The following is a 25,899-nucleotide window of genomic DNA, read 5'->3' as shown; positions in this document are numbered from 1 at the left end:
AAATAAATTTTAACGGGGATAGATAAAACAGATACAGCCTACACTTTTTTTTCAAAAATTGCAAACACATAGGTCACTAAAAAAAGGCCATGCAAAGATTTTGCATGGCCCATGAGGTAATAATTTATAATTGAGGACCGGCAGCAACAAGTGCTTTGCCTTCTTCATTATCTGTGTATTTCTCAAAGTTCTTAATAAATCTACCGGCAAGATCTTTTGCTTTTTCTTCCCATTCACTTGCATCAGCATAGGTATCTCTCGGATCAAGAATTCCACTGTCAACACCTGGCAAAGCAGTAGGAACTTCTAAGTTGAAAATCGGAATTTGCTTAGTTTCAGCTTTTTCGATTGAACCATCAAGGATAGCATCGATTATTCCACGTGTATCCTGAATGGAGATTCTTTTACCAGAACCATTCCATCCTGTGTTTACTAAGTATGCTTCTGCACCATGTTGTTCCATTTTCTTAACTAATTCTTCACCATACTTAGTTGGATGTAAGGTTAAGAAAGCAGCACCAAAACATGCAGAGAAAGTAGGTTGTGGGGTTGTTACACCACGCTCGGTACCAGCTAATTTTGCAGTAAAACCAGACAGGAAATGATATTTGGTTTGTTCCGGTGTAAGTTTAGCAACCGGAGGTAATGTTCCAAAAGCATCGGCAGAAAGGAAAATCACTTTGTTGGCATGTCCGGCTTTGGAAACAGGTTTTACGATGTTTTCAATGTGATGAATTGGATAAGAAACACGTGTGTTAGCTGTAACAGAACCATCGTTGAAATCGATTGTTCCATCTTCGGCAACTGTAACGTTTTCCAAAAGTGCATCACGTTTAATTGCATTGAAAATATCCGGCTCAGCCTCTTTATCCAGGTTTATTGTTTTAGCGTAGCAACCACCTTCGAAGTTGAATACCCCATCATCATCCCAGCCGTGTTCATCATCACCAATTAACTGGCGTTTAGGATCAGTTGAAAGTGTGGTTTTACCTGTTCCGGATAAACCGAAGAAAATAGCAACATCGCCGTCTTTGCCAACATTTGCAGAACAGTGCATTGCAGCCATACCGTTAAGTGGCAAGTAGTAGTTCATCATAGCGAACATACCTTTTTTCATTTCGCCACCATACCAGCTACCACCAATAACCTGCATTTTCTTTTCCAGGTTAAAACAGGTATAAACTTCGGAGTTCATTCCAAATTCTTTCCATCTGTCGTTTTCTGTTTTTGAAGCATTCATAACAATAAAATCCGGTTCACCAAAGTCTTCCAATTCTTCTGCTGTTGGACGGAGGAACATGTTTGTTACAAAGTGGGCTTGCCATGCAACTTCCATAATAAAACGTACTTTCAGGCGGCTATTTTTATTAGCACCTAAAAAAGTATCTACCACAAATAAACGGTTACCAGAAAGCTGTTTTGTGGTAATTTCTTCAAGGTAGTTCCAGGCTTCCTCAGTAATGGGTTTATTATCATTTGGGGATTCCGGGGTTGTCCACCAAAAATGCTCTTTTGTGGCATCATTAGCTACAATAAATTTATCCTTTGGTGAGCGACCGGTAAAAATACCAGTCATTACATTCAATGCACCAAGCTCAGTCTTTTGTGCACGCTCATATCCTTTAAGTTCAGGTTTCAGTTCTTCTTCATATAAAGTGTCATAGGACGGATTGTGAACAATATCTGTTACATCCTTAATTCCATATTTTGAAAGATCTACTTTAACTGACATTTCTTACTCCTCTAATCTTTGGTTTTAATTACTAGCAATTGTTAATTTACAAAAAAAAAAAATGCTTTTAAACATTAGTTTCTAATATTTTAAGATAAAAATGACTTTAATTATATAAAGCGTTTTCGACATAGTTTAACAAGTCATTAAATGATATAGGTTTTTGGATTGTATAGTTTGCTTCATGCACCATTTCCTCATATTCAAGAGGAATATCATAACCCGTTAAAAATATAAATTGTGTCTTATATTTTATTCGTTTAATATTTCTTAACAAATCCACGCCGTTCATCCTTGGCATCATAACATCACATAAAATTAAATCAAAAGCCTCGTTTTGGATTAATTCGAAGGCTTCTTTACCATCACTGGCGCCTTTGCACAAATAGCCGGCATTTTTAAAAATATCCATCATTGTTTCAAGAATTTCCCGCTCATCATCAACCACTAAAATTTTGGATTTTAATACTTTTCTTCCCGGTTCACTCGAGGCAAAAAGATCAAGTATTTTTGATTCCAGATAATCCATTTTATGGATTGTTGTAATATTTTTCAGGTTTGTGGTCAATTCTGAAATGCGGTTTAGCATTTCGCGTGATTTTTCAAAATACTCATCGCGTGCTTCCACATTCTGGATTAAGTGCAAATAGTTGTACAAGGCTTGCAAAGGTTGTGCAAATTCATGTGAAATTGCGCCGGCCAATTCTTTCACGCTATTCAGCTTTTCAACTTCTACCAGTTTTTGCCTGTTGCTTTTTAACTCATCCTGGGTTTCTACCAATTGCTGACGTGTTTTCATCAAATCATTTTCAGCACGTCTGCGCTCTGTAGTATCACGGATAATACAAACAACCTGCCGTTTGCCCTTCCTCTTAAATGTGGTCAACGAAACTTCCATCGGAAAGGAATCTTCATTTTCACGAAACCCGGTTATATCCCGGTAAATTTGTTTGCTGGCAACAGTTCCTAAATTATCAATAATTTTTAGCAAGTCCGGATTATTTTTAAAAACGTAATGCAAACCAATCTCAAGAACATCTTTTTTTTGTATTCCAAAAATCTCTTCGGCCGCAAAATTAATAAAAACAATGTTTTGCGATTCATCAAAATGGATGATTGCATCTGAGGAACTGCCGGCTACTGCCATAAATTTTTCTTCATTTTCCTTAATGGCTGTTTCGGTGGAGCGCTGTTCGGTGATATCACGCATTGTACACAAATAGGCATCCATGCCACGCCAGTTAATATCCACCATTTGCAGCTCAACCAGAACTGGTGTTTTTTGAGTAGAGTGAACCTCAATTTCTGCAATATTATTATCGCCCAAAAGCGGAATACCAAAGAGCTCACCAATTAACCGGCTTGCCGGCATTGCCATAATTTTTTCTGCAGTAGGGTTTGAAAAACGTATGTGGCCTCTATGATCGATGATTAAAATTCCATCCAGATCGGTTGTTATAATAGTTTGTAATTTATCCTCGATCTGTTCAAGATCTTCTTTTTGATCCCTGTATTTTAATTTTAAACGTTGTCGCTCAATAGAATATAATAAGGATTTTACAAGTAATGTTCGTTCAAATTGCCCCTTGATGATATAATCCTGCGCACCGAATGTCAGCGCGCCACGGGCCATACCAACATCTTCAGAACCAGCAAGTATTATCACAGGAAATTGAGGCAAAGTATTCGCAAACAGTTTTATCGTAGCTAAGCCATCGCAATCAGGTAAAAACAAATCCAGTAAAACAATATCAACTTTATTTTTAAGTCCTTTGCAAAACTTAATACCATCTTTTAGGTTTTTTTTCCAGGACAGTTTTATATCAATTTGTTCTTCTTGTTTCAGGATTGATTTTAGAAAAGCATTGTCTTCGGCATCATTGCCGATTTGCAATATATTTAGTTTTTCCGGAATCATTTAAAATCCTTTTATTTTTCCGGGTAGGAGTTTTAAGGCCAACATTACATTTCTCATATTTGTCAGGTTTCCTGTAACACGCAATTGGGGAAGCGGCGAAATACGAATTAAGGTAGGGGTGGCCATAATATTTTGGTTTACTGCTGCGGCCGGGTCTTTTTTTAAATCGTACAGATTTAGTGAATAATCTGTACCAAACTGGTCTTCGCATTGTTTTGTTAAGCGAGTGTAGATGGTGTTGCTGTTTGAGTTCATGCCATTTACATAAAGACTCAATTCTACAATATTTTTCATGTAATCTTTAATGTTGGTTTTTTGTTAAATACAATAATAAACAGGTATTCGGCTTTAAAAGCCAATCCATTATTTTGGTATTTTTTTTTTGGAGTTGGAAGTAGAACGAAGCTTAAACTACATTAAGATATTTCCGGCTCTAATGATTTTTATCTATCAGAATTATATAACGAATTTATTTATAATAATCGTAAATATTAAACGAGCAATGTTTATGCAATAGTGAATCGAAAAAATTAATAACAAAATGAAGCGGAAATATGATTTAAAACATTCATCACCGCATCACTTCATTTTTATAAATTTTGCAATTACTTCATAAAACAGATCAGGATTTTCATAGAAGGGAAAATGTCCGCTGCTACTTATTTCATCAATCTTGCAATGAGAGTTTTTTAAAGCTGGTAAATATGGCAATTTATTGTTTTGCGACCCATAAATAAACTGGACAGGCATTCTCAAATCTAAAAACCGTTTTAGCACATCTTCTTCTTCAGAATAACTTACCAAGGTTGGACATACATCACGCATAGCTGCGGCGCTGGCATATTTTTTTAATATTTTAGCATGCTCCTGCAAACCTTTATTTTGGTTTATTTTTACACGAAAAATATATTTTTCAAAAGCATGGTTTATAAATTCGCCTCTCTCCATTCCTGCAACTTTGCGTGAAAAAAAACAATCACTACCTGCCAAATTTCCTTCAACATTTATAAATGCCGTAACTTTTGCAGGAAACTTTTCTGTAAATAACAGCCCAACCAGACCGCCCATACTGTGGCCTAAAACCACAATCTTTCCAGGGTTTAATTTGTCCAGCACAAGATCAGTTATATTTACAAGATCATCAATTCCAAATCGGGCCTTTTCCGGATAAGAAGAATTGCCACAACCTGGAAAATCAATCCCAATCAAAGTCATCTCTTTTAAATATTGATTTTGGGTAGCGCCATAGAAGTCATTTTTGGCACAACCCAGACCATGTAGAAATAGAAGTGTTGATGAACCTCCCGGTCGTACAAAACAGGAAACTTCTAAATCAAAATTTTTATAATTAAAATTATAAGTTTGTTCTTTCATAAGCCTATTTTATTCGGATTTTATGCGGGCTTGTTCCGGGGACTCGCTCAATAATTCCACGCGCCTCTAAATCTTGCTTTACAGTTACAACATACCAAACAACTTTACCATCAAATGAATCTGACATTTCATGGACCAGTTTATCGCTTAAATACTGGTAAGTCACCTCATCCTCATTTTCGAGTACTTTTAAAATATCATCTTTTATTTGATCGTACCGCCGTTTGAGAATGTTGACACCTTGTTTGCCTTGTGGATGCAAGGTCAAAATTTTCTCTTCCATTTTTATACCTGTTTAGTATATATTTTTAGATTGAACGGCATTAAATGCTAAATTTATTTCTGTATTATTTTAAAAGAATAGAAACAAATTAACCTAAAAATAAATATATTTGGAAATATTAAAATTTTGCAATCTGGAACAGAAAATATTTTTGAGGTGAATAAATGAAAAAGGTTTTTCTTTTACTCTTTGTAAGTAATCTTTTTAGCATAGCAGCAGAAAGATCAAAAGCCATTAGTCCGGATCAAATAGCTGCTGTTTTTAAAAAATACAACGCCACAGGAACTTTTGCCTTGTACGATCTAAACGCCGGTAATTTTACAATCCATAATCCATCCCGGGCAGATAGTGCTGCAATCCCTGCTTCAACATTTAAAATTTTCAACTCCCTCGTTATTCTGGAAGAAGGAGTTGTTAAAGATGAAAATGAAACTTTTAAGTGGGATGGCAAAAAAAAGTTTTTAAAAAATTGGGAAAGTGACCACAATCTTAGCAGTGCCATTGAGCATTCTGCTGTTTGGTTTTACCAGGAATGTGCCCGCCGTATTGGTGAAGAGAGAATGCAGTTTTGGATTGATAGTGTGGGTTATGGCAACCGGAATATTTCCGGTGGTATAGACCGCTTTTGGCTGGATGGCGGCATTCGTATTACGCCAAAACAACAAATTGAACTTTTAAAAAAATTATACCTTAACCAACTTCCTTTTTCTCAAAGGTCGATGGATATTGTAAAAGAAATTACAATCCGCAAGAAAAAAGAGGATTATACACTACATGCAAAAACGGGTTGGGCGATTCGTTTTAATCCACAAATTGGCTGGTATGTGGGCTGGCTGGAAAAAGATGACAACGTTTTCTTTTTTGCCATGAATATTGATATTAGAAATAATGAAGATGGAAAGAAGCGCCGCAAAATTACTTTTGAGATTTTTGGACTGGATTAATTTTTTCGACTTTTTTACCCTTGATGCAAAAAAGTCAGGTTGTTTAACAGTAAAATCCTCAAAAAAGGATGCCATCCTACCGCTGTCGGATGGCATCGATAATCAACTTTTACCTTCCAGTCACAACAACCGTTTTGCCGGATTTGGTTGCCCGGTATTCATTGTCATACATGGCGTTGAAAGTTGCACCCGGCAAGAAAAATTCACCAACGGTAACAGCATTTATTTTTACCAGAAAATCTTTTTGTTTTTCATACCCTCGCTGATCGAAAAACCAGCTAATCCGGTCATCACGAATATCTTCATATTCCGCTTTTTTTAGTTTATAATTTCTGGTCCAAGATGGCAGATCCGATTGATTGAGACGCAGGTTTTCAATTTCCCAGCCGGCAGGGAGAATTTGGGTCAAGGCTAATTCTTCTACAGTCAAACGGCTGTTTTGCACTTTTACACTATAACGCCCCCAAAAAGTTGTACCCTGTTTTACATTTGCCGGGTTTATAACTCTGCCAGATTCATCCAACCATTGAATGTCAAGTTCCAGGTTTTTCGATTCATCCTTCTGAGTGCTTTTTAAAGGCTGTCCACTCCAGTTTAATATTGCAAAAACACGTTTGGCCTTAGTCGAATTGTCCAACTCGATAGAAAGATTATCACCAAATCCTTCTTCAACCGGCAAATCAAATGTTGCCCCCTCAAAATTGAAAGCTACCTTTTCACCAGTTGGCAGCGTAACTTTTCCAGAAATTGGTTTTTGATCGTCGGTGCTTGTTGCATTTAAATATTTGCCCATGGCAAGTAAAATAAATGCACTCTCCTGGGTAGAAAGCCACGACTTTGACCTTAATAAAGTTGCCAGTTCATCTACCAGTTTATTAGCCCTTTCATATTGCTGAAACTGAACTACCTGATCCAGAATCATCGCTTTGTCTCGATCACTGGAACCATACGTCCCGGAAAATTCACGGTAAAGCTTTACAAAAAATCCTGTAGATTTCAGGATTGTATTTGCTTCACTTTCAACGCCCGCCAATTTATATGCCGAGGCCAGCATCCAACGCTCAACATCTTTAAGTGCAGATAAACTGGATTCACGAATCAGGTTCATTGGGCCTATAATGGGCTCACCTGCAAGCGCAAGAAGGTACAATCTGTAAATACGGGTTTTTATATTTCCTGATGTAAGCAAAGCCTGCGATTTCTGAAACTTTATCCAGTCATTCATCAAATCATCCGGCACATGATACCCCTTGCGTTTGGCTTCAATCATAAAATGACCCGCATAATTTGTACCCCACATGCTTGGTGTTTTGGCACCTGGCCAATAGCCAAATGCACCCGACGGTAGCTTAAACTTGCGTAGCCTTTTAATGCCCTTGTTGATATTATCATCAATATCTTTTTTTGCAAGGGATGATTTTGGTATGAACTTTTCAAGATATAATTGCGGAAAGATCGATGATGTGGTCTGCTCAATACAGCCATAAGGGTAGCGGATCAGGCGGTACAAGCGTTTGCCAAAATTCAAATCTTTGGTACGGCGGATTGTAAGAGTTGCCTGGTTGCTTCCGGCGATGCCATTTCCAGGGATATTCATAGTCAGTTTATCACCGGGTTTAACGGTCTTTTCCTCAGTCAAATATTCCATATCCGATGATGTACGAACCTGGATTTCTGTTTCATATTCTGCACTGGCCCTGGACGACTTTGCCGTTATTTTGATTGCGGCAATACCGACTCCGGCCTTTGCCTTAATCTTGAAAAGCAGGTCTTTGTCTTCAGGTTTTGCAAAGTTTAATTGCTGGCTAATTGCTCCCATTACTTCGATCGGGCCATCCACTTCCAGCGTCACTTTTGTATCTCCCAGGTTTTCCCTCATGGGAAAAACAGTTACCGGAACACTGATTTCATCTTCCGGGCCAAGAACACGGGGAAGTGTTGGCATCAGCATAAGATCCGATTTAACCGGAACAGTTTTTTCTGTGTTACCATAACGTGCGTTATTTGCTGCAACAACCATCACCCGCACTGCCCCGATATAATCCGGCATTTTAAAACTTACTTTTGCATGACCGTTTCTGTCTGTTTGCAACGGTCCCTCAAACATTGAGACGGCTTTAAAACGCTTAGCTGTTTTATCTTCATCTTCCTCAGCACTCATTTTATCCATTTCCATGCCACCACCAATGGAAAAAGTACGGAAAATATCACCATGGTTGGCACCGAGAATATGGCCATATAAGTCATAGGTCAAAACGCCAAGCCGCTCTTTGCTGTAAAAATGTTTCCAGGGCTCAGGTGTTTTAAAGCGGGTAAGTTGCAGCAAACCTTCATCAACCACTGCCACAGTAAATTGGGTTTGGTTTTTATCTGCTGTCTGGATTTCTACCTCAAAAGGTTTGCCTGTTTCCAGCTCGTCACCCATCTTGATAAAAACTTCCTGTTCTGTTGCAGGATCGGCCACATTTAAGGGAACAACGCCGTATGTGCGGATTGGCCGGTCATTGGTCGTTTCGCTATGCGGCTGGATTACCGAGACCGAGACGTAAGCTGTAGGCAGCATTTTTTCTGTAACAGAAATATTTATACTCAGCTCATTTTTTCCTTTTTCCAATTTATGCCATGTACTTGTCAAAACGTCACGCCCTTTTTCAACTGTCACCAAAGCTGCACCTTTTTCCGGCACAGGAAATGTGACCACCGCTTCATCGCCCGGTGCATATTTTTCTTTGTCCGTTTTTAAAACAAGCGTACCGGCATTTTTCTGTTGTTCAGGATTTTCGCCCCAACGATAGGCGCTAATAAAAAATGATGTTACATGTCCGCCGGGAGAATCATCATAAACTTCAACCAAATACTGCCCGCTCTCTTCGGGTTTATAGGTTAAAATGGTTGGCATCGTACCGGAGATAAGCTGACCTTCTTTTTCAAGATCGGTGCTGCTGTCGGACTTATAACGCATACGGTATTGATCGCGGCTGTTGTATTCCCACCACCAATAACGTTCATTTCTGTAGATTTTGTATCTCAATGGTTTGCCGGAAACACTTTGTCCTTCATTATTTACAAGGATGACAGGAATTTCTATATCTCTGCCTATTCGGGCATAACCCCATTTTAAATCCGGCTTTTGGGCTCCTACAAAATATTTGAAAGGCTCTATGGGAACACTGATGTCTTTTTGTGCAAACCGTCCGCCTTTTTCAAAAACCTTTACATTAAAACTTGCTCTCAACAGGCCAGGTGCTTTGCTAAAATCGGGCGCCTTCCAGTTGATGTTTAAATGGCCGTTCGCATCCAGCTTTTTGCGCGAAACATTTTGATCAATTTCCTGGAAAGATGTATGTGCGGCCTTAAAAGTAAATCCAGGATACTTTGCAAATGAAACCGGCACATCACGAACAGTAACGTTGACATTTGTTTCCAGGTTTGCAGCAGGATTGCCAAACAGGTAATTTGTCTGAATATCCAGATTCAGTTTCCTTTGTTCAAAAGTTATTTTCTCTGGGGATGTTTCCAGTTTTATTTTCAGTCGCTCGGGTACAACTGTTTCAATTTTTACAGTATGCGCAAAGTTAGCACCACCCGTGGAAAACTGAGCATTATAATTCCCTGTTGGGTCTTGCGGGCTTGTATTAAAACGGAAAGAATAGAATCCATCTTTGGCCTTTTTAAGGGTTTTTGTATGGACAAGCTGGTCTAAAGGATTTTTAATTTTCATTGTTACGGGATGGTCATCCGGAAAAGTGCCGGATTTATTACGCACAATAATTGAAACATTTACAGTATCACCCGGCCTGTAAACACCCCGTTCTGTAAATGTAAAAGCATTTATCCCGCCACTGCTTCTTTGTTTTCCACTCACATCAAAATTGGAAATATTCCATGCCATTTCATTAATTTTAATTATGCTCTGTTGCCCGTCGCGTTCGCCTTCGATATAAAAAACTGTCTTGTCTGTCTTTTCAAATTCGGCAATACCACTGTTGTTTGTCACTCGTTCAGCAATTACCTGGTTTTGATAGGTACGTAGTCTGATTTTTACATTTTCCAGCGGATCTGTGTTTAACAGGTTTGTAGCATAAACAATGGCTTTTCCATCCAGCTTTTTATAGGTCAGGCCAATATCTGATAAAATAACCGGCTTAAAAATGCGCCCTTTATTGTTTATATAATAATAGGATCCTGGATCACCATAGCGGTTACGGCGGTTTCTGTAAGAGGAATATTCGCTGTTTGCATTGCTGTCCCAAATCATATCATTTCGTTCAAATCGCAGTGAAAGGATGAATAAACCTTTCATAGTAGGTTTGATAAGATTACTCAAATCAACTTCGTGTTGCAGCCAGCGATTTTTTGTATCTCCGATTTCCAAATCTTGCGTGGCAAGTGTTACACCAACACGTTCGATACCCCAAAACCGATTATTTCGATTTTTATTACCATCAAGATTGCCCTCTTGCAGAAATTGTCCAATATTATTTTCGAAAACCTGGGTTACACTTATTTCTACCCGTCGTACGTTCACAGACATAAAAGCAACTTTTTGTAGATTAGTAGATGGCAGGAAAACGCCGCTTTTGGAGAATTTGATTTCCGGCAGTAAATCTTCAAAAGTAATGATTTCATGAAAAAGTGTTTTGGTTTTTGTGGCCCATTTGCTGGCGATTCCTTTCTGTACATCAAAAGTGTATGTTTTGCCATATTCAAAAGGCGCATTGATTAGAACTGATTTTCCCATTTTGCGAAAGGTGAAATCAATTTTTGGTTCAATCGAAATAAAACCATCAATATTTTGCTCTCTGTCCAACTCATCAGAAAAATCAATTTTTACGCGGGGCTGTCCACCGCTTTCATCCTTTTTAATATTGTTGATTCTTAAATCCTGAAGAGCGGCTAATTTAATTTCCCTAAAAAAAGCTGAAGGCAGCTTAAGTTCCTCGTTTATTAACTCTATTCTAAAATTCTTTTCAATGTTATTGCGGGTAATTATATCCGTTTTAAAAGTGATTTGGTTTGTTCCTGATCCGGCTTCAACTTTAACCCCAACTTTGACGCCTCCTTTTTTAATAATTAAATATTGTCCAATCACTTTAGGATCTGCATTTAATGCGAAATTTATTGTTCCGGCATAATAAACTTTTTTAGGATTGCCTTTTTCTGCCAGCTCAAAATCACCATCAAACGAAGTCAATTCCTGGCCGGCAACGCGAAACTCAAAATTTACCGGCTCCATTCCTTTAAACTTATCGGCATCCACATTTTCCAGGACAATTGAGCCGCTATAGTTTTCATGTGCAATTAACCCGGATGTGGGCTTCAAAACCAAAGTCCTCTTATCTTGCCAGGATAAAGCACCCTCAATAGCAGGGTCAAATTCAAAGACATCTTCAAGATCGGACGCACCAATTTTTTTCTCATCAACCACTGGGTTTACAAAACGGATTTTAATTAACCCATCTGGCTCCATCACCTCCAGCGGTAAATGGCTGATTGTTTTTGCTGTCTCCATATCAATTTCTTCAGAGATTTTTGCCGTGTCTGTTTTTTCGCAGGAGATAAACAAGAAAAAAATAATACTTAAAAATGCCAGGATGGATTTAATAGAATTGCGCATTGGATGCCCCGCTTGGTTTTGTAAAAAAGATAGTATTTGAAATTTGAGAGAAACGCTTAACGCAATATACCAACGTGGCAAGAAAGAAAAAAGGTAGAAATGGCCAGATTGTGAGATTATATCAGGTGTATTTTGTAACTTGCTCCATAACTGTTAAATTATAACATCAATTGTTGTTTTTATTAATTGAATCCAAGTAAAGTTGTTTAAGAATTGTTAAAATTAATCCATGAAAAATATAATCTTACTAATTTTCACATTCATAACTGTTAACAAATTAATTGCTGATTCAATTTTACTAATAAATGACCAGGCCTATGAAGGAATAATAACTCATTCAACCGATCAAAATGTAAGTATAAAAAAAGGGCCGATAATAAGGATAGTTCCGAAAGAGTTTATAAAATCATTTATCTTTTCAAGAGCAGACTTTGTTTATTTAAATGATTCGAGCCGAATAAAATGTAAGGTATTAGCTGAGTCTGACAACTACTTAATGTTTGTGAATTCTGACGGGCCTGATTCAGTATTTTTAATTAGTGTAAACAACATTGAATATAATGCAACTAGTGTGCTCGAAGTTCTGAATTTTCCAGAAACAGGAGAAGCATATTTAAATGAAGAGATTATCAAACCCCCTTTAAAGAATGGTGTTTTTTTTAAATCAAACATTGGTATAGTTTCGGATAATTTGGTTAACCAATCACTGGAAATTGAATTTACCCTAAAGCCAGGTTACTATTTTGGTTTAGGTGTTAATAATTTCTTATTTATCAATTTCAGGCCTGCTGAGTTCGGATACGATAAGAGAGAGACTTCACGCTTTTATTATATAGCTTCAAGATTTGATTTAATACAAATTCCGAAGACTATATGGTCCATAGATGCAGGTGCGGTATTTGGGATTAATTCTGATGATCCCTTTGCCTTTGGTGCTTCTATAGGTTCATATGTAATTGAAAGAAATATTAAATTTTCAATTAATTTGTCGTATTTAGTTTCGAAAAATTTTAAAGGTCCGGGTATAAGTTTTGGAATTGGCTTTAACCCAAAACCTTTTTAACATCATGGATGTGTCTTATTATTTTACATTTTATTTTATATATGATAGTTTAGCGGCAAAAAAAAAATTGTCAAATAGTAATTAATATGATAGGAACATTTAAAGCAAATACGGTAGACAAATACTTACGTCCTATACGTCAGCAAATTACAGAACTTGTTGAGCCAAATTCAACTGTGGTAGAGTTTGGATGTGGAAATGGCGATTTACTTTTTAATCTATCAGGAAAAATTCACACAGGGATTGGCCTGGATATATCGGAACCATTGATTGCATATTGCGCTAAACGTAAAAAAAAAGAGGGTATTAACAATCTTGAATTTGAAATAAAAGATTTATCAAAAGAGTTTTTACCTGAAACAAAAATTGATTATTCAATAGCAAGTCTGTTTTTCCATGTACTGCCATGGACCGAAACAAAGGAATTATTAAAAAGAATTATTGGTACTTCAAAAACAATTATTGTGTGTGGATTTTCAAAACCTGAAAATCGCAGACAGAACACACTGCTGTGGTTGGACCAAAGGTTTACAGGACATTACCATAATTATAATAGTTATAAAAAAAATGGCTTCACTGAAGGGTTAATAAATTCCATTGAAAATATTCAGTACACCAAAATTGACACTTTCGATCCCCTTATTAAAATTTACAAAATTGAAATAATAAAATAATCCCAGGAGATTAGGTATGACAACAACACCCGAACATGATGAGCGGATCGCAAAAATGACTTTCGCCTCAGTGTATCCACACTATATCACAAAAGTCGAGAAGAAAGGCCGGACCAAAGCAGAGTTGCTACAGGTGATTGAGTGGCTGACCAGCTTTGATAACGAAAAGCTTCAACAGCTAATTGATGAAAAAGCGACTTTTAAAACATTCTTTGCACAAGCAAAATTAAATCCAAATGCGGAATTGATTAAAGGCGTTATTTGCGGCTACCGCATAGAAGAGATTGAAACACCTTTAACACAACAAGTGAGGTACCTGGACAAGTTGGTTGACGAATTGGCCAAAGGCAGAAAGATGGAAAAAATATTAAGGCAACCTTAAATCAACTTACAAATAATATCTCAGGAAATAACTGCAACCACAAAGCTATAATTCAAAACCAGACCGGACATATAATCGAAGGGCACTAATCAACCAATTACTACAATTAGAAAGCTTACATAATGTTGAGAAGGGAAAAACAATGAGTTCAAAACTAATTTTTACAACCACATTTTTATTATTTCTTATCATGGTGCTCTGCTCCTGTCAGAATTATTCTCAAGAAAAACAGCAGGATATTAAAAACCCTACATTTTTAGGAACCTGGGAAATGCAATCAATCCATTGGATTACCAAGGACACAACCTTTTCAATCGAAAAAGCCCAACCAGGAATGTTAATATTAACTGCTGATAGCTATTCAATCATGTGGACTCCAACAGACGTTCCAAGGGTTCCTTTCCAAAATCTATCCCAACCAACCGACCCCGAAATATTATCAGGGTTTAAATCGATAGTTTTTAATTGTGGAGATTACAGATACTCTGATTCAACAATAACCACAACGGCAAAGATCGCCAAAGTTCCTGGTTTTGAGGGCGGTAAACAGTTTTATCGGTTCAAGATAGAAAACAATAAAATGGATTTAACAATGTTTGATGAAATTTATCCTGATGGAACGCGACCTGCATGGTATGGAAGGTTCCAAACAAAATTTGTGCTAAAAAAGGTGGATCAATCAACGAGATAATCAACAAAAGGAAAACTTTTCTGGACAAAAATCTCATATCCAATAAATTCTTGATAATAATAATAATAGTATCCCTTTTTTCAGCAGTTCCCAGCAACGGACAAACTGAAGTAAAGGAGTATTCAACTGTTATTCAGGAAATAGTGGTTCAAAGAGAGGAAATAAAAAAATTATATACTATCTCCGATTCCACAACAAAAGATTCAATCGTCAACCAGGCAAGAAAATTCTTAATCAAAACAATAGCATCTGATATTTTTCCTTTTTGGTATGGAACAGAATGGGATTTTAATGGGGCAACCAGAATACCAGGACAGGGAAAAATTGCCTGTGGTTATTTTGTAACAAATATCTTAACCGATGTTGGATTTAATATTCCAAGAGTTCAATGGGCGCAGTCCGCATCGGAAGTATTCATTAAAAAACTTGCCAAGAATAATATCAAACGTTTTTCAAACAGACCAATTTCTGAAGTAGAAAAACATCTTCAAGATGCTGGAGATGGCCTTTACTTAGTCGGGCTTGATAGTCATGTCGGGTTCATCATTGTAAAAAATAATAAAACAAGTTTTGTTCATTCAAATTACTATCAGCCGGAAATTGGAGTTATGTCTGAAAAGCTAAACACAGATAATCCTTTGAAGGACTCCGACTACCGGGTAATTGGAAAATTGATGTCTGATGAAATGATAGTTAACTGGATTTTGAACACTGAATATTAAATATATTCTCCTTTTCAATAAAAAATTTTCATGTCAACTTCCTTTGCTTTCCAATCCTAATAACTGTAATTTTGCGCCACAACAAATCACCTCTCAAACAGATCGGATTCATGGATGGAAAAATATCTAAACAGTGCTATTAAAGCGGTTACAGCCGCCTCAATGATTTGCAGCGAAATTCAGGCGCAGCTTGTTAGCGAAGACAGCATCACAAAAAAAGATAAAAGCCCGGTAACAATTGCAGATTATGCATCTCAGGCAATTGTGTGCAGCATATTAAATGAACAATTTCCGGATATCCCAATTGTTGGCGAAGAAGATTCCGGCTCATTAAAAGAAGCAGAAAACAAATCACTGTTAGATAAAATTAAATCGTTTTTAGGCGATTGGCATAACGATCAGATAATTGATGCCATCGATTTAGGTAACGGGGAAGCCAATGATCTGTTTTGGACTTTGGATCCTATTGACGGCACTAAAGGATTTTTGCGTGGCGAACAATATGCGGTGGCATTGGCCCTAATTAAAAATGGTGAAATTGTTCTTGGCGTGTTGGGCTGCCCAAACCTTGATTATGATGATCAAAACCAAGGCACACTTTTATATGCCACAAAAGGAGACGGTTCAGTAGCTTGCAATTTCTCCATGGACAGTTCACGCGATATAAATGTCTCCAATCAAAACCCGGATGAAAAAGTACGCTTTCTGGAAAGTGTGGAAACCGGACATGCCAACCATGGTGCACAAGCTAAAATAATTGATGCCTTTGGAGAGCGCAAAGATTCGGTACGTGTAGACAGCCAGGTAAAATATGCCGTTCTGGCCCAAGGCAAAGCAGAAGTTTATTTGAGGCTGCCAAAGCCGGAAATGCCCGATTATCGTGAAAAGATATGGGACCATGCGGCCGGCGTAATAATTGTAGAAGAAGCAGGTGGAATTATCAGCGATATAAATGGCAATCCACTGGATTTTAGCCAGGGAAAAAAACTAAAAAATAACCGTGGCGTGATTGGCACAAATGGTCAATTCCACGACATGGTTTTGGAAAATGTAAATTAATTTGAGCCTTGTGGGTGTTTGCCTGCAAGGCTTTTTTTATAGGTGTCATGCTGAGGAACGAAGCATCCACAAATGGTTAACTCAATTAAAATCATGAGATTCTTCACTCCATTGCATTACGCTCTGAATGACAAGTTTGGAATATGACCAATTTTCTCGAGACAGCCAAAACAGCAGCCATAGAAGCCGGAAAAATATTAACTGGAAACTTTGGCAAAGTTCAGCAAAGTGAGATTCGCAAAAAATCCTCCGTCGATTTCCTAAGTTTTGTTGATGAAAGCTCTGAAAAGAAAATTATTGAAATAATCCGGTCGGCTTTTCCCAAGCATGAAATACTTGCTGAGGAGAGCGGAACAGATGCGCTAAAAAATTCTTATCGCTGGATTATTGATCCTTTGGATGGTACAACAAATTACTTGCATAATATCCCGGTTTTTGCGGTTTCAATTGGCCTGGAATTTGATGATGAAATAATTTGTGGTGTTGTCTATAACCCAATCACAAATGAAATGTTTTGGGCCGAAAAAGGACAAGGAGCATTTTTTAATGGTAAGCCAATCCGGGTTTCACAGACAGAAACTTTAACGGAAAGTTTTATTGCAACGGGATTTCCATTTAAAAATAAACACATTTTAAAAGAATATCTTGAAGTCTTTGCAGGGATTTTTGAACAAAGCATTGGAGCAAGACGGCTTGGTGCAGCTGCAATAGATCTGGCTTATATCGCCAGTGGCAAATTTGACGGCTATTGGGAAATTGGTTTAAAACCATGGGATATGGCGGCAGGTTCAATTTTAATAAAAGAAGCCGGCGGTACAATCACAGATTTTTGGAATAAGCCTTATTATATGAACAGCTCTTACGTTCTTGCATCAAATACAAAAATACATGAAAATTTAGGTGAAATTATTCGCCGCAGTTTTCCGTTTTTTAAAACAATTTAAGAGGATATTTAAATGACCCAGACATTTCTCCATAAACGAAAAGGTGAACGCGGCGCGCTCAGCATCTCAGCCTGTGATTCCGGGATAGATTTTGCCGAACGGATAATCAAATCCCTTAATCAAAAAATTAGAGGTGAGGGCGATATAATTCAGATTCGCCGGACCACTTCTCGTGAAATCACTTTTGGGAATGGCGAAATTAAAAGTGAAATTTCTGAAAACATACGTGGCGATGACCATTATATCGTTCAGTGTTTTGATGATCCACGATCCGAAAAATCAATAAATGACAATTTGATGGCATTGTTTACAGCTGTCCACGCCGCTTACCAATCCGATGCTGATTCGATTTCTGTCGTAATGCCACAATATGCATATTCGCGCCAGGAACGAAAAAAAACCCGGGAAGGAATCACGGCAAAGCAGGTTGCACAGTTTTTAGAAGTATCCGGTGCAAACCGGGTAATAACTTTGGATGTTCATGCCGAAGCGATTATGGGCTTTTTTACAACTGCACGCATGGAAGATTTGCATGCATCGCGTACACTGTTAACACATTTTAAAAACAATTATAAAACAGATAACTTGGTCATTACAGCCCCGGATGTAGGAGGAGCAGAAAAAGCCCGCTTTTACTCTAAAACCATGGAAACCGATCTTGCGATTGTGGATAAAGCACGCGACTATTCCAAAGCCAGTACAATTGAAAGTATGCGTCTGGTGGGTGATGTAACCGGAAAAGATGTTTTGATACCCGATGACATGATTAGCACAGGTGGTACAATGGTTAATGCGGCAAAATTGCTGAAAGATAAAGGCGCCGGAAATATTTACATAACCTGTTCCCTGCCATTTTTTAACGGGCATGCAGAAGAAATTATGAGCAAGGCTTATGAAGAAGGGGTAATCACCCGAATTATTGGAACAGACGCAGTAATGCATGGTAAGGATTTTCTGAAAAGAAATGAATGGTATGATGAAGTTTCCATAGCACCACTTTTTGCCAAAGTGATTTATCATATCAACACCAAGAGATCTGTGTCGGAGTTATTGAGGTAAGTAATGTTTTTTATAGCCTACAATTGTCATTCTGAAACGTTACATAGTAAAGTGAAGAATCCACTTCCCGGAAAGGATACTTCACTGGCGTTAAGTATGACAACTCTAACAAATATTTTAAACCGTTAAAATGTATGGGCAAAAACAACAAATCAGACATAGCCAAAGATTTTTTTGAAAAAGGTTTTATTCTGCAAAACAACGGTCATCTGGATCGTGCTGCCCATTTTTACAGACGCTCAATTGAATTTTATCCATCAGCAAAAGCTTATACTTATCTGGGTTGGGTTCTAAGTTTAAAAGGTCTTTACGATAAGGCCATCGAAGAATGTAAGCATGCCATCGATCTTGACCCGAGTTATGGCAATCCATATAACGATATTGGTGCCTACCTGCTGCAGCAAAATAAATTTGATGAAGCGATGGATTGGCTAAAGAAAGCACTTGATGCACCAAATTATAAAAATTATTGTTATCCCTGGCTAAACCTTGGCCGCGTGTATGAATTTAAGGGCCATTGGGATGAAGCTTTAAAATGTTATAAAATGGCTATTCAGGAAAATGACAATTACACTCCAGCCGAACAGGCACTACAATCACTACTTGCGAAACACAATTAATGAATCGATTTGAAATTGACGTTGTAGCTGCAATAATCCACAACTCCCAAAACAAATTTTTAATTACTAAAAGACCTGAAGGATTTCACCTGGCAGGATTATGGGAATTCCCAGGAGGCAAAGTGGAAGATGGTGAAGAGCAGAAAATTGCCCTTGCCCGTGAGATAAAAGAAGAGACTGATTTAGATATTAAAGTTGGTAAACTATTCTGGACAGAAACCGCAGAGTATTCAATGAAACGCGTAAAACTGTATTTCTATGATTGTTATCTGACTGAAGAAAATCAGGAAGTTAAATGCCTTGAAATTGATGATTTTCGCTGGATCACTAAAAGTGAACTAAATCAGTATAAATTTCCTGAGGCTGATGACAAACTGATAAAACATTTAGTGAAATAAATTGAACTTAGTGCACATCAGTTTTGAAACCATTAGAAGTTTCGAAACACCTCCCGAGACATAAACTCCTTCATCTAAAATCTACATTACGATATTTTATTAAGCCTATATATAATCATTTAAAAAACTTAACTCACGAACAAACGAGGTAGACTTCGAAATTTAAAAAAATAGGTAATCTTAAATTAGGACTTCCATATCTTTTTTCGATTGAAAAATGGTTTAAAAGCTGTTTTGTAAAGACCCTGTAGTCAAAACCCATGTGCCGCAAGAAATATGGCATCCCATCAAATTTAACTTCCAGCCTTTCTTTTGGTGGAATCCCAATTGCAGATAAGAAAATATTTTTTAAACTTCCATCTGAATCATTATTTCTTCTTTTAAACCTTAATGCCCCTTTAAATAAAGCTGCAAAAAAAATTTCATTTGGAATACCTAAAACAAGTTTTCCATTTGGTTTTAAAAGCCTTTTGAATTCAAGAAGTTCTTTTTCGATTATCTTTGGTGGAAGGTGTTCAAAAACCTCCAGGCAAAAAATAAAATCAAATGAATTATTTTCTAAACCGTCCGTTTTTGAAATAACTTCAATCTGCTTTTTTTCTGAAAGCTTTTGAACGGCTTGTTGTCTTAAATAATCCGCCGGCTCATAGCAGTTAATATCTGATCTTGGTAAGATTCTGTTTATACGTAAGCTCAATTCACCATCACCTGAACCATAATCCAGAATATTTATTTTTGATTCAATTGAATGATCCTCTAAAACTTTCAACCCATGGTTTAGCCGTCTATTTTGCAGAAATCGTTTTATAGGGTTTTTATCCTCAATTGTTAATGAGGCATAATTGACATGCGAATAATTACTCATAGAATTATTTATATTGGATTGTGAATATTTACAAACTCAACTTCAATTCCAAACTTTTCCCTGATATGTTTTCCCAGGGCTTGGACACCAAATACTTCCGTTGCATGATGGCCCGCAGCAATAAAATGGATACCTTCTTCTTTGGCATAATGATAAATATGTTCGCTGGCCTCACCGGTTAAAAAAACATCCAATCCCTGTAAAACAGCTTCTTTGATTTCTTTTTGTGCACCGCCGCTGATTATACCAATGGAGTTTATTTTTTCAGGGCCAAAAGGGAAAAACTGTGCATCAGGATTTATTTCTTTTTTAACAAGTTCAAACAATTGCTCCGGTGGTAAATTATCAAATGAACCGCTGCAGCCAATATAGGCACCTTTATATTCATCAAAAGGCTGAACATCCTGGACATTTAGCAAGTTGGCAATAAGAGCATTATTCCCAAAAGCAGGATCGCCATCCAAAGGCAGATGATAACCAAATAAATTGACATCATTTTCCAAAAGAAGCTTGATCCGTTTTTTATAGCCGCCTTTGTACAGCGGTTTTTCAAAATTCCAAATCACGCCATGATGTGTTAAAACAGCATCTGCATTTCTTGCTAAAGCTTCTTCGAAAAGTTCAACACAAGCACTTACACCGGTAACAATTTTTTTTATTTCCGGACGACCTTCAACCTGTAGGCCGTTGGGACACATATCATGGTATTTTTCAAGATCTAAAAGATTGTTTAAATATTTTTCAAGATCGTTTCTTTTCATATTCTTATTTTTATGGGATTGTATTGACTTTCTATTATTTACGAAACTCTTCCAAAGCCTGCTCAACATCATCCAGTAGTTTTTGATCGTATAATTCTCCTACAAGGTTTTGACGCGCTTTTTTACCTAATACTTCAAACTCTTCCAATAATTTGGGATCGGTCACCGTTGTTTTTTGCATACCATAATCATACATGGTTTTTTGAGATTTGGAATTGTCTTCGCGGCTTAATTGAGTCAATTTACCAAAATATTTTCTGCCCTCTTCCTTTAAGATTTTTTGCTGATCCGGAGAAAGCTTATTAAACATTTTTTTAGAAATTAACACGGCACCGTTGGAATTGGCCATGGGAATATCCAAAACATATTTTACTTTTGTAAACCATTGCAAAGCCACTGCACCCAATGGCGATGTATAAACCCCGTCAATTAATCCTGTTTGCAAACTGGTCAAAACATCTGTGATGGAAAGGGGAATTGGACTGACATTAAATGCTTCAAATGTTGCACGCGAAATTGGATCACCTTCCCACATCCACATTTTTACACCATCCATTTCCGACTCGGCATTAACCGGTTTATTGGTATAAATATAAACCCAGCCAACTTCTGCCCAGCCAAGTAAAACATAACCTTTTTTCTCAAAACCCGCGGCAAATCTATCAAAAAATTTATCCGCAATAAAATCTACCTCTGCTTTGGTTTTATATAAAAAAGGTGTGTCTAAAATGCGTACTTCAGGCAAGATTGTACCCATACCAACGCCGGTAAATCCGCCGCTATGTACCTGGCCTATTCTCATTTTACGGATTACATCTTTCTCGTCTCCCTGCGTACCGCCTGCATAAAACCTAAAACTAATTGTGCCATTGGATTTCTCTTTAACTGACTCACTGAATTCGTTCATGACGTTCATCCAGGTCGTTCCTTCAGGTGCAAGTGTAGCAAATTTTATTTTAACTTTTTTTTGTGCAAAAGCAGTACTCACTGCAATTAGCAGGATTAACATTAGTTGGAATATTTTGCGATTCATTATTTCTCCTAAATATTTTTTTTGATAAAAGCTTACCTGCAAGCCCTTTGTTTTCAAGACTCTCACAGATAGGATTCTTCACCAAAATGCGGTTCAGAATGACAATTAAGGGCTTTAGTATTAGAACATATCTTCTTTCTGTTCCTTTAATAGTTTAGCCTTCTTCTTCGCGATTTGATTGAACAGGGCAATCTCAGGATTGGTTCCCAAGTCGAAATTTTCAATCTTTTGAATTAGGTCATCAAATAGATCTTCATCCAGCGTTTTGGCCGCATAAAAGCGTGATTTATAAATATAACTTAATAAAAACTTACCTTCTGTGAGCTTTATACTTTTGTCAAAGTTTTGCAAAGCAACTTCAGGATTACCACCGAGCATTTTTGGCCTCATTCCCGCAATAGATCCTTTCATAAGATAGACAGCTCCGTGAAAGAATTTGGGATCAAACTGCTCAGTTTTGGCAATCATTTTTTCTATTAAAGGTAAATGGATCAATGCAGCTGGATCTGCCAGTGAAAGATTTAGTTTTCCTGCCAGTGAAAAATTAGTCCAGAACATAGCGGCAACATCCGATTTTCCACTATTCCGGATTTTCCCTTCCAATAATTCACGGTTTTTGGCAGACCATTTCCAACTTTGAATATTTTCATTCAGCAATGCCCGAACGCCAAATAAAAAGGCACGATCATAAAACAGCTTTGCCCTTTCAGGATCATCATCTTCCACAAAACCCAACGCATAACCAGCATAACCCTGAGCCAATAATAAAAGCAACTCTTCATTTTCAGGATCATTTTTCAGCAAGCCTTCTAATAGTTTTAAATTAGCTGCAATTGCCTGCTCTGCCAATTTCAGATCTGTTTCCTCGTACAATGCATCAGCGCTAACCTTAAAAACAGGCGACATTTGGCCAACGACAAAACGATTCAGGCTGCAAGATGAAAGTATTAGAACAAGTAAAAGTAATAGAATTTTTGATTTCATAACTATCCGTTTAATTTTTGTATTACCGAAAATAAAAAAACCTTACGAAGGTTCCAAGTCTTCATAAGGTTTTAAAATTTACATTTAAGACAAACTTACTTATTGGCTATATTCCTTATCTTGTCCATAAATGGTGCGAATAACTCCAAAGGTAATGGGAATATAGTTGTTGTATTTTTTTCGGCGCCGACTTCGACCAAAGTCTGCAAAAAGCGTAACTGAAGCGCTGATGGAGATTCATCAATTTTTTTAGCCGCATCTGTCAACTTTCCGGCTGCCTGGAATTCACCTTCCGCTGCAATAACTTTTGCACGGCGTTCACGTTCTGCTTCAGCCTGCTTGGCCATCGCTCGTTTCATCTCTTCCGGTAAATCTATATGCTTAATTTCCACAAGCGAAACTTTTATACCCCATGGATCGGAATGTGTATCAATTATTTTCTGCAATTCCTGATTAATACGATCCCTGTCCATCAGCAATTCGTCAAGCTCCGCCTGACCGGCAATACTTCTCAAAGTTGTTTGGGCAAGCTGAGATGTGGCAAAGAGAAAATTTTCAACTTCGATAACCGACTTTGTTGGATTTACAACGCGGAAATAAAGTACTGCATTAATTTGAATAGAAACATTATCCTTGGTAATAACATCTTGCGGTGGCACATCCATTACAATTGTCCGCAAACTCACTTTTACCATCTTATCAATCAGTGGAATCAAAAATATTATTCCGGGTCCTTTTGAATCGATAATACGGCCTAACCGGAAGATTACGCCCCGTTCGTACTCTTTTAAAATCCTGACTGCACTGGCGATTAAAAGTACCAGAAAAATAACAATCGCTACATAAAACTGCATACAAACCTCCCTAAGTATTTATTCTTTTTAATCACTCATCTGAAAAATGAATTCGATTTAGCTATATTTCAGCTCGCTTAAATTTATGAACAGATGAATAATTGGGAGGAAATACCTAATCAATAATTCACCAATTCAGTAATTCGTTTTATCAGACTTGCTTAACCTTAATCGTTAGATTTTTTCCATCATATTCAACAACTTCTACATCGCTTCCTTTTTTTATAGTCGTATCAGAATGAGCTTTCCAAATTTCACCGTGTATCTGAACGGTTCCTGACGGACTTAGATTTTTCAATACTACACCCGTTTCACCAACCAATCCTTCAGAACCAGTTGTTGGTTTAGATTGCTGTGCTTTTATGGCAAAGCCAAGGGCAAAAACAAAAAACAGAGTCGTCATTACAACAATGCCAACAATTACCTGCCAGGAAACCTGAAGTTCAGGGATGGGTGAGTCAATTAACATAATAAGGCCAATGGACAAGGACACAACACCTCCAATTGTGAGAATACCATAACTGGGCACTTTTATTTCCAGCAAAAACATTATTAGTGAGACAACAATTAAAAACAAACCAGCGTAGTTTAGAGGCAGAACATCCATCGCATACCAGGCTATAATCAGAGAAATGCTTCCTGCGACACCAGGAATAATTGAACCGGGATTATATAATTCCAGCATGATGCCGGCCATGCCAATCATCATTAAGACTGCAGCGACATTAGGATCAATAAGTGTATCAAACAGACGCTGTCGCCAGGTCATTTCAAATGTTATGATTGTTGCACCTTTTGTATTCATTTTACGCTCTTCACTATTATCCAAAACAATTGTTTTGCCATCAATTACTGACAAAAGTGAATCTGCTGATGGGACAATATAATCAATCACATTCATTTTCAAGGCTTCTTGTGCTGTGATATTGGCGCTTTCACTTACAGCTTTTTCTGCCCATTCAATATTTCTGCCTCGCCTTTCTGCAACAGCCTTAATTTTTGCGATTGCGTCGTTGGTTACCTTGTCCATCATAATATCTGTTTGGGTCGAATCCATTTTATTTTCACCTCCCCCAAATACCGGATGAGCTGAGCCAATATTTGTAGATGGCGCCATGGCTGCGATATGTGCTGAATAGGTTATAAAAACTCCTGCTGAACCTGCCCTTGAACCTGAAGGTGAGACAAAAACGGCAACCGGTACTTTTGCATTTTGAATGGCTTTCATAATATTATGCATCGATTCCATTAGTCCACCGGGTGTATCCAATTCAATTATCAAGAGCTGTACACTGCTTATTTCAGCTCGCTCAATAGATTGCTCGATATATTCCGTTGCAATTGGATTAATAACGCCGTTAATAATTATTCTATGAACTGTTTCACCAGCCAGAGCAAGCGAACTTGTTAAAAAAAATATTATAAAAAAGAAATATTTCATTGGATTATCCGTGGGTTTATGGGATAAAAGAATGTAGAGCTGGTAGGTTATAAAGTCAAGAAATTTGGGGATTGAAGCAAAAGCCCTGCATATAAAAACAGGGCTTTCTAAGGAGTAATTATTTTAAGGTAACAGTCACAGAATTACGAACTTTTCCAAGTTCAATTTTGTCTTCCCTGGCTAACCAGCCAATGGCTGCATTCAATGTAAAAACATCCGCCTTTAGGGCCGTTTTAAGTTTTGCCACCGTCATTGGCCCATTAGAATTTAATTGATCCCAAACCTTACCGGCTGTTTCACCAATATTATTGCTCATTTTAATCCTTTTGTTTTAATTTATACCTCGAACAAGCGGCGAAAATAATGAAATTTGAAAAAAAATCAAATTAAAGTTTTGCAAAATTCTTATGCCAAAGATATTACAAAAAATTGTACATTAAGCTTTTTGCATAAATCTAATACTTATTACACATAAATGAGA

24 protein-coding genes are annotated in these 25,899 nt (G+C 37.3%); 11 read left to right on the top strand and 13 right to left on the bottom strand.

Annotation, left to right across the window (positions count from 1 at the left end; genetic code table 11):
* Window positions 1-124: 124 nt before the first annotated feature.
* The 5 genes from pckA to HND50_11430 all read right to left on the bottom strand — a co-directional run bounded on the left by pckA (window position 125) and on the right by HND50_11430 (window position 5,307).
* A complete protein-coding gene (gene pckA, locus HND50_11450; protein NOG45844.1) occupies window positions 125-1,732 on the bottom strand; it encodes a phosphoenolpyruvate carboxykinase (ATP) in 1,608 nt (535 codons plus the stop codon).
* A gap of 106 nt (window positions 1,733-1,838) precedes the next feature.
* On the bottom strand, window positions 1,839-3,650 hold the full coding sequence (locus HND50_11445) for a response regulator (protein ID NOG45843.1): 1,812 nt from the start codon (window positions 3,648-3,650) through the stop codon (window positions 1,839-1,841).
* Window positions 3,651-3,944 (bottom strand): circadian clock protein KaiB, encoded by a 294-nt coding sequence (locus HND50_11440; protein NOG45842.1) that lies wholly within the window; start codon window positions 3,942-3,944, stop codon window positions 3,651-3,653.
* Between the two features lie 285 nt (window positions 3,945-4,229).
* Window positions 4,230-5,024 (bottom strand): alpha/beta hydrolase, encoded by a 795-nt coding sequence (locus tag HND50_11435; GenBank protein ID NOG45841.1) that lies wholly within the window; start codon window positions 5,022-5,024, stop codon window positions 4,230-4,232.
* A 4-nt stretch (window positions 5,025-5,028) separates the two neighbouring features.
* Window positions 5,029-5,307 carry a hypothetical protein gene (locus tag HND50_11430; protein ID NOG45840.1) on the bottom strand — a complete coding sequence of 93 codons (279 nt, stop codon included), beginning with the start codon at window positions 5,305-5,307 and terminating at the stop codon, window positions 5,029-5,031.
* A gap of 164 nt (window positions 5,308-5,471) precedes the next feature.
* Here HND50_11430 and blaOXA point away from each other — a divergent pair, with 164 nt between their 5' ends.
* Entirely contained in the window at window positions 5,472-6,251 is a 780-nt protein-coding gene (gene blaOXA / locus HND50_11425) for a class D beta-lactamase (protein NOG45839.1), read from the top strand.
* Window positions 6,252-6,360: 109 nt separating this feature from the next.
* Here blaOXA and HND50_11420 read toward each other — a convergent pair whose 3' ends face one another.
* Window positions 6,361-11,868 carry an alpha-2-macroglobulin family protein gene (locus HND50_11420; GenBank protein NOG45838.1) on the bottom strand — a complete coding sequence of 1,836 codons (5,508 nt, stop codon included), beginning with the start codon at window positions 11,866-11,868 and terminating at the stop codon, window positions 6,361-6,363.
* Between the two features lie 229 nt (window positions 11,869-12,097).
* Here HND50_11420 and HND50_11415 point away from each other — a divergent pair, with 229 nt between their 5' ends.
* The 10 genes from HND50_11415 (at window position 12,098) to mutT (ending at window position 19,480) form a co-directional block, all read left to right on the top strand.
* On the top strand, window positions 12,098-12,931 hold the full coding sequence (locus HND50_11415) for a hypothetical protein (GenBank protein NOG45837.1): 834 nt from the start codon (window positions 12,098-12,100) through the stop codon (window positions 12,929-12,931).
* Between the two features lie 86 nt (window positions 12,932-13,017).
* On the top strand, window positions 13,018-13,605 hold the full coding sequence (locus tag HND50_11410; GenBank protein NOG45836.1) for a class I SAM-dependent methyltransferase: 588 nt from the start codon (window positions 13,018-13,020) through the stop codon (window positions 13,603-13,605).
* 16 nt (window positions 13,606-13,621) lie between these two features.
* Window positions 13,622-13,987, top strand: coding sequence for a DUF2200 domain-containing protein (locus HND50_11405; GenBank protein ID NOG45835.1), 366 nt, complete (start codon window positions 13,622-13,624; stop codon window positions 13,985-13,987).
* A 142-nt stretch (window positions 13,988-14,129) separates the two neighbouring features.
* Window positions 14,130-14,678 carry a hypothetical protein gene (locus tag HND50_11400; GenBank protein ID NOG45834.1) on the top strand — a complete coding sequence of 183 codons (549 nt, stop codon included), beginning with the start codon at window positions 14,130-14,132 and terminating at the stop codon, window positions 14,676-14,678.
* 143 nt (window positions 14,679-14,821) lie between these two features.
* The gene (locus tag HND50_11395) at window positions 14,822-15,400 is read left to right on the top strand and encodes a hypothetical protein (protein ID NOG45833.1); all 579 of its coding nucleotides are present in this window, start codon (window positions 14,822-14,824) and stop codon (window positions 15,398-15,400) included.
* Between the two features lie 114 nt (window positions 15,401-15,514).
* Window positions 15,515-16,459, top strand: a complete 945-nt coding sequence (locus tag HND50_11390) for a 3'(2'),5'-bisphosphate nucleotidase (protein ID NOG45832.1) — start codon at window positions 15,515-15,517, stop codon at window positions 16,457-16,459.
* A 143-nt stretch (window positions 16,460-16,602) separates the two neighbouring features.
* A complete protein-coding gene (locus tag HND50_11385) occupies window positions 16,603-17,403 on the top strand; it encodes an inositol monophosphatase (protein ID NOG45831.1) in 801 nt (266 codons plus the stop codon).
* 12 nt (window positions 17,404-17,415) lie between these two features.
* Window positions 17,416-18,462, top strand: a complete 1,047-nt coding sequence (locus HND50_11380) for a ribose-phosphate pyrophosphokinase (protein ID NOG45830.1) — start codon at window positions 17,416-17,418, stop codon at window positions 18,460-18,462.
* Window positions 18,463-18,596: 134 nt separating this feature from the next.
* Window positions 18,597-19,082, top strand: a complete 486-nt coding sequence (locus HND50_11375; GenBank protein ID NOG45829.1) for a tetratricopeptide repeat protein — start codon at window positions 18,597-18,599, stop codon at window positions 19,080-19,082.
* Entirely contained in the window at window positions 19,082-19,480 is a 399-nt protein-coding gene (gene mutT / locus HND50_11370; GenBank protein ID NOG45828.1) for an 8-oxo-dGTP diphosphatase MutT, read from the top strand. The genes HND50_11375 and mutT overlap by 1 nt, the downstream gene beginning before the upstream one ends.
* 133 nt (window positions 19,481-19,613) lie before the next feature.
* Here the strand turns inward: mutT and HND50_11365 are convergent, their stop codons facing one another.
* From HND50_11365 to HND50_11335, 7 genes are all read right to left on the bottom strand, one after another.
* A complete protein-coding gene (locus tag HND50_11365; protein NOG45827.1) occupies window positions 19,614-20,345 on the bottom strand; it encodes a methyltransferase domain-containing protein in 732 nt (243 codons plus the stop codon).
* Between the two features lie 8 nt (window positions 20,346-20,353).
* Window positions 20,354-21,106: a Nif3-like dinuclear metal center hexameric protein gene (locus HND50_11360; protein NOG45826.1), complete on the bottom strand. Its 753-nt coding sequence runs from the start codon at window positions 21,104-21,106 to the stop codon at window positions 20,354-20,356.
* Between the two features lie 34 nt (window positions 21,107-21,140).
* Window positions 21,141-22,139: a TRAP transporter substrate-binding protein DctP gene (dctP, locus tag HND50_11355; protein ID NOG45825.1), complete on the bottom strand. Its 999-nt coding sequence runs from the start codon at window positions 22,137-22,139 to the stop codon at window positions 21,141-21,143.
* A 120-nt stretch (window positions 22,140-22,259) separates the two neighbouring features.
* The gene (locus HND50_11350) at window positions 22,260-23,123 is read right to left on the bottom strand and encodes a hypothetical protein (protein ID NOG45824.1); all 864 of its coding nucleotides are present in this window, start codon (window positions 23,121-23,123) and stop codon (window positions 22,260-22,262) included.
* A gap of 95 nt (window positions 23,124-23,218) precedes the next feature.
* The gene (locus tag HND50_11345; GenBank protein ID NOG45823.1) at window positions 23,219-23,977 is read right to left on the bottom strand and encodes a slipin family protein; all 759 of its coding nucleotides are present in this window, start codon (window positions 23,975-23,977) and stop codon (window positions 23,219-23,221) included.
* Window positions 23,978-24,128: 151 nt separating this feature from the next.
* Window positions 24,129-25,418, bottom strand: coding sequence for a nodulation protein NfeD (locus tag HND50_11340; GenBank protein NOG45822.1), 1,290 nt, complete (start codon window positions 25,416-25,418; stop codon window positions 24,129-24,131).
* A gap of 118 nt (window positions 25,419-25,536) precedes the next feature.
* Entirely contained in the window at window positions 25,537-25,734 is a 198-nt protein-coding gene (locus HND50_11335) for a winged helix-turn-helix domain-containing protein (GenBank protein ID NOG45821.1), read from the bottom strand.
* Between the last annotated feature and the right edge of the window lie 165 nt (window positions 25,735-25,899).

The organism is Calditrichota bacterium (assembly GCA_013112635.1).
Lineage (GTDB): Bacteria > Calditrichota > Calditrichia > Calditrichales > J004 > JABFGF01.
This window is presented reverse-complemented; position numbering and strand designations above follow the sequence as displayed.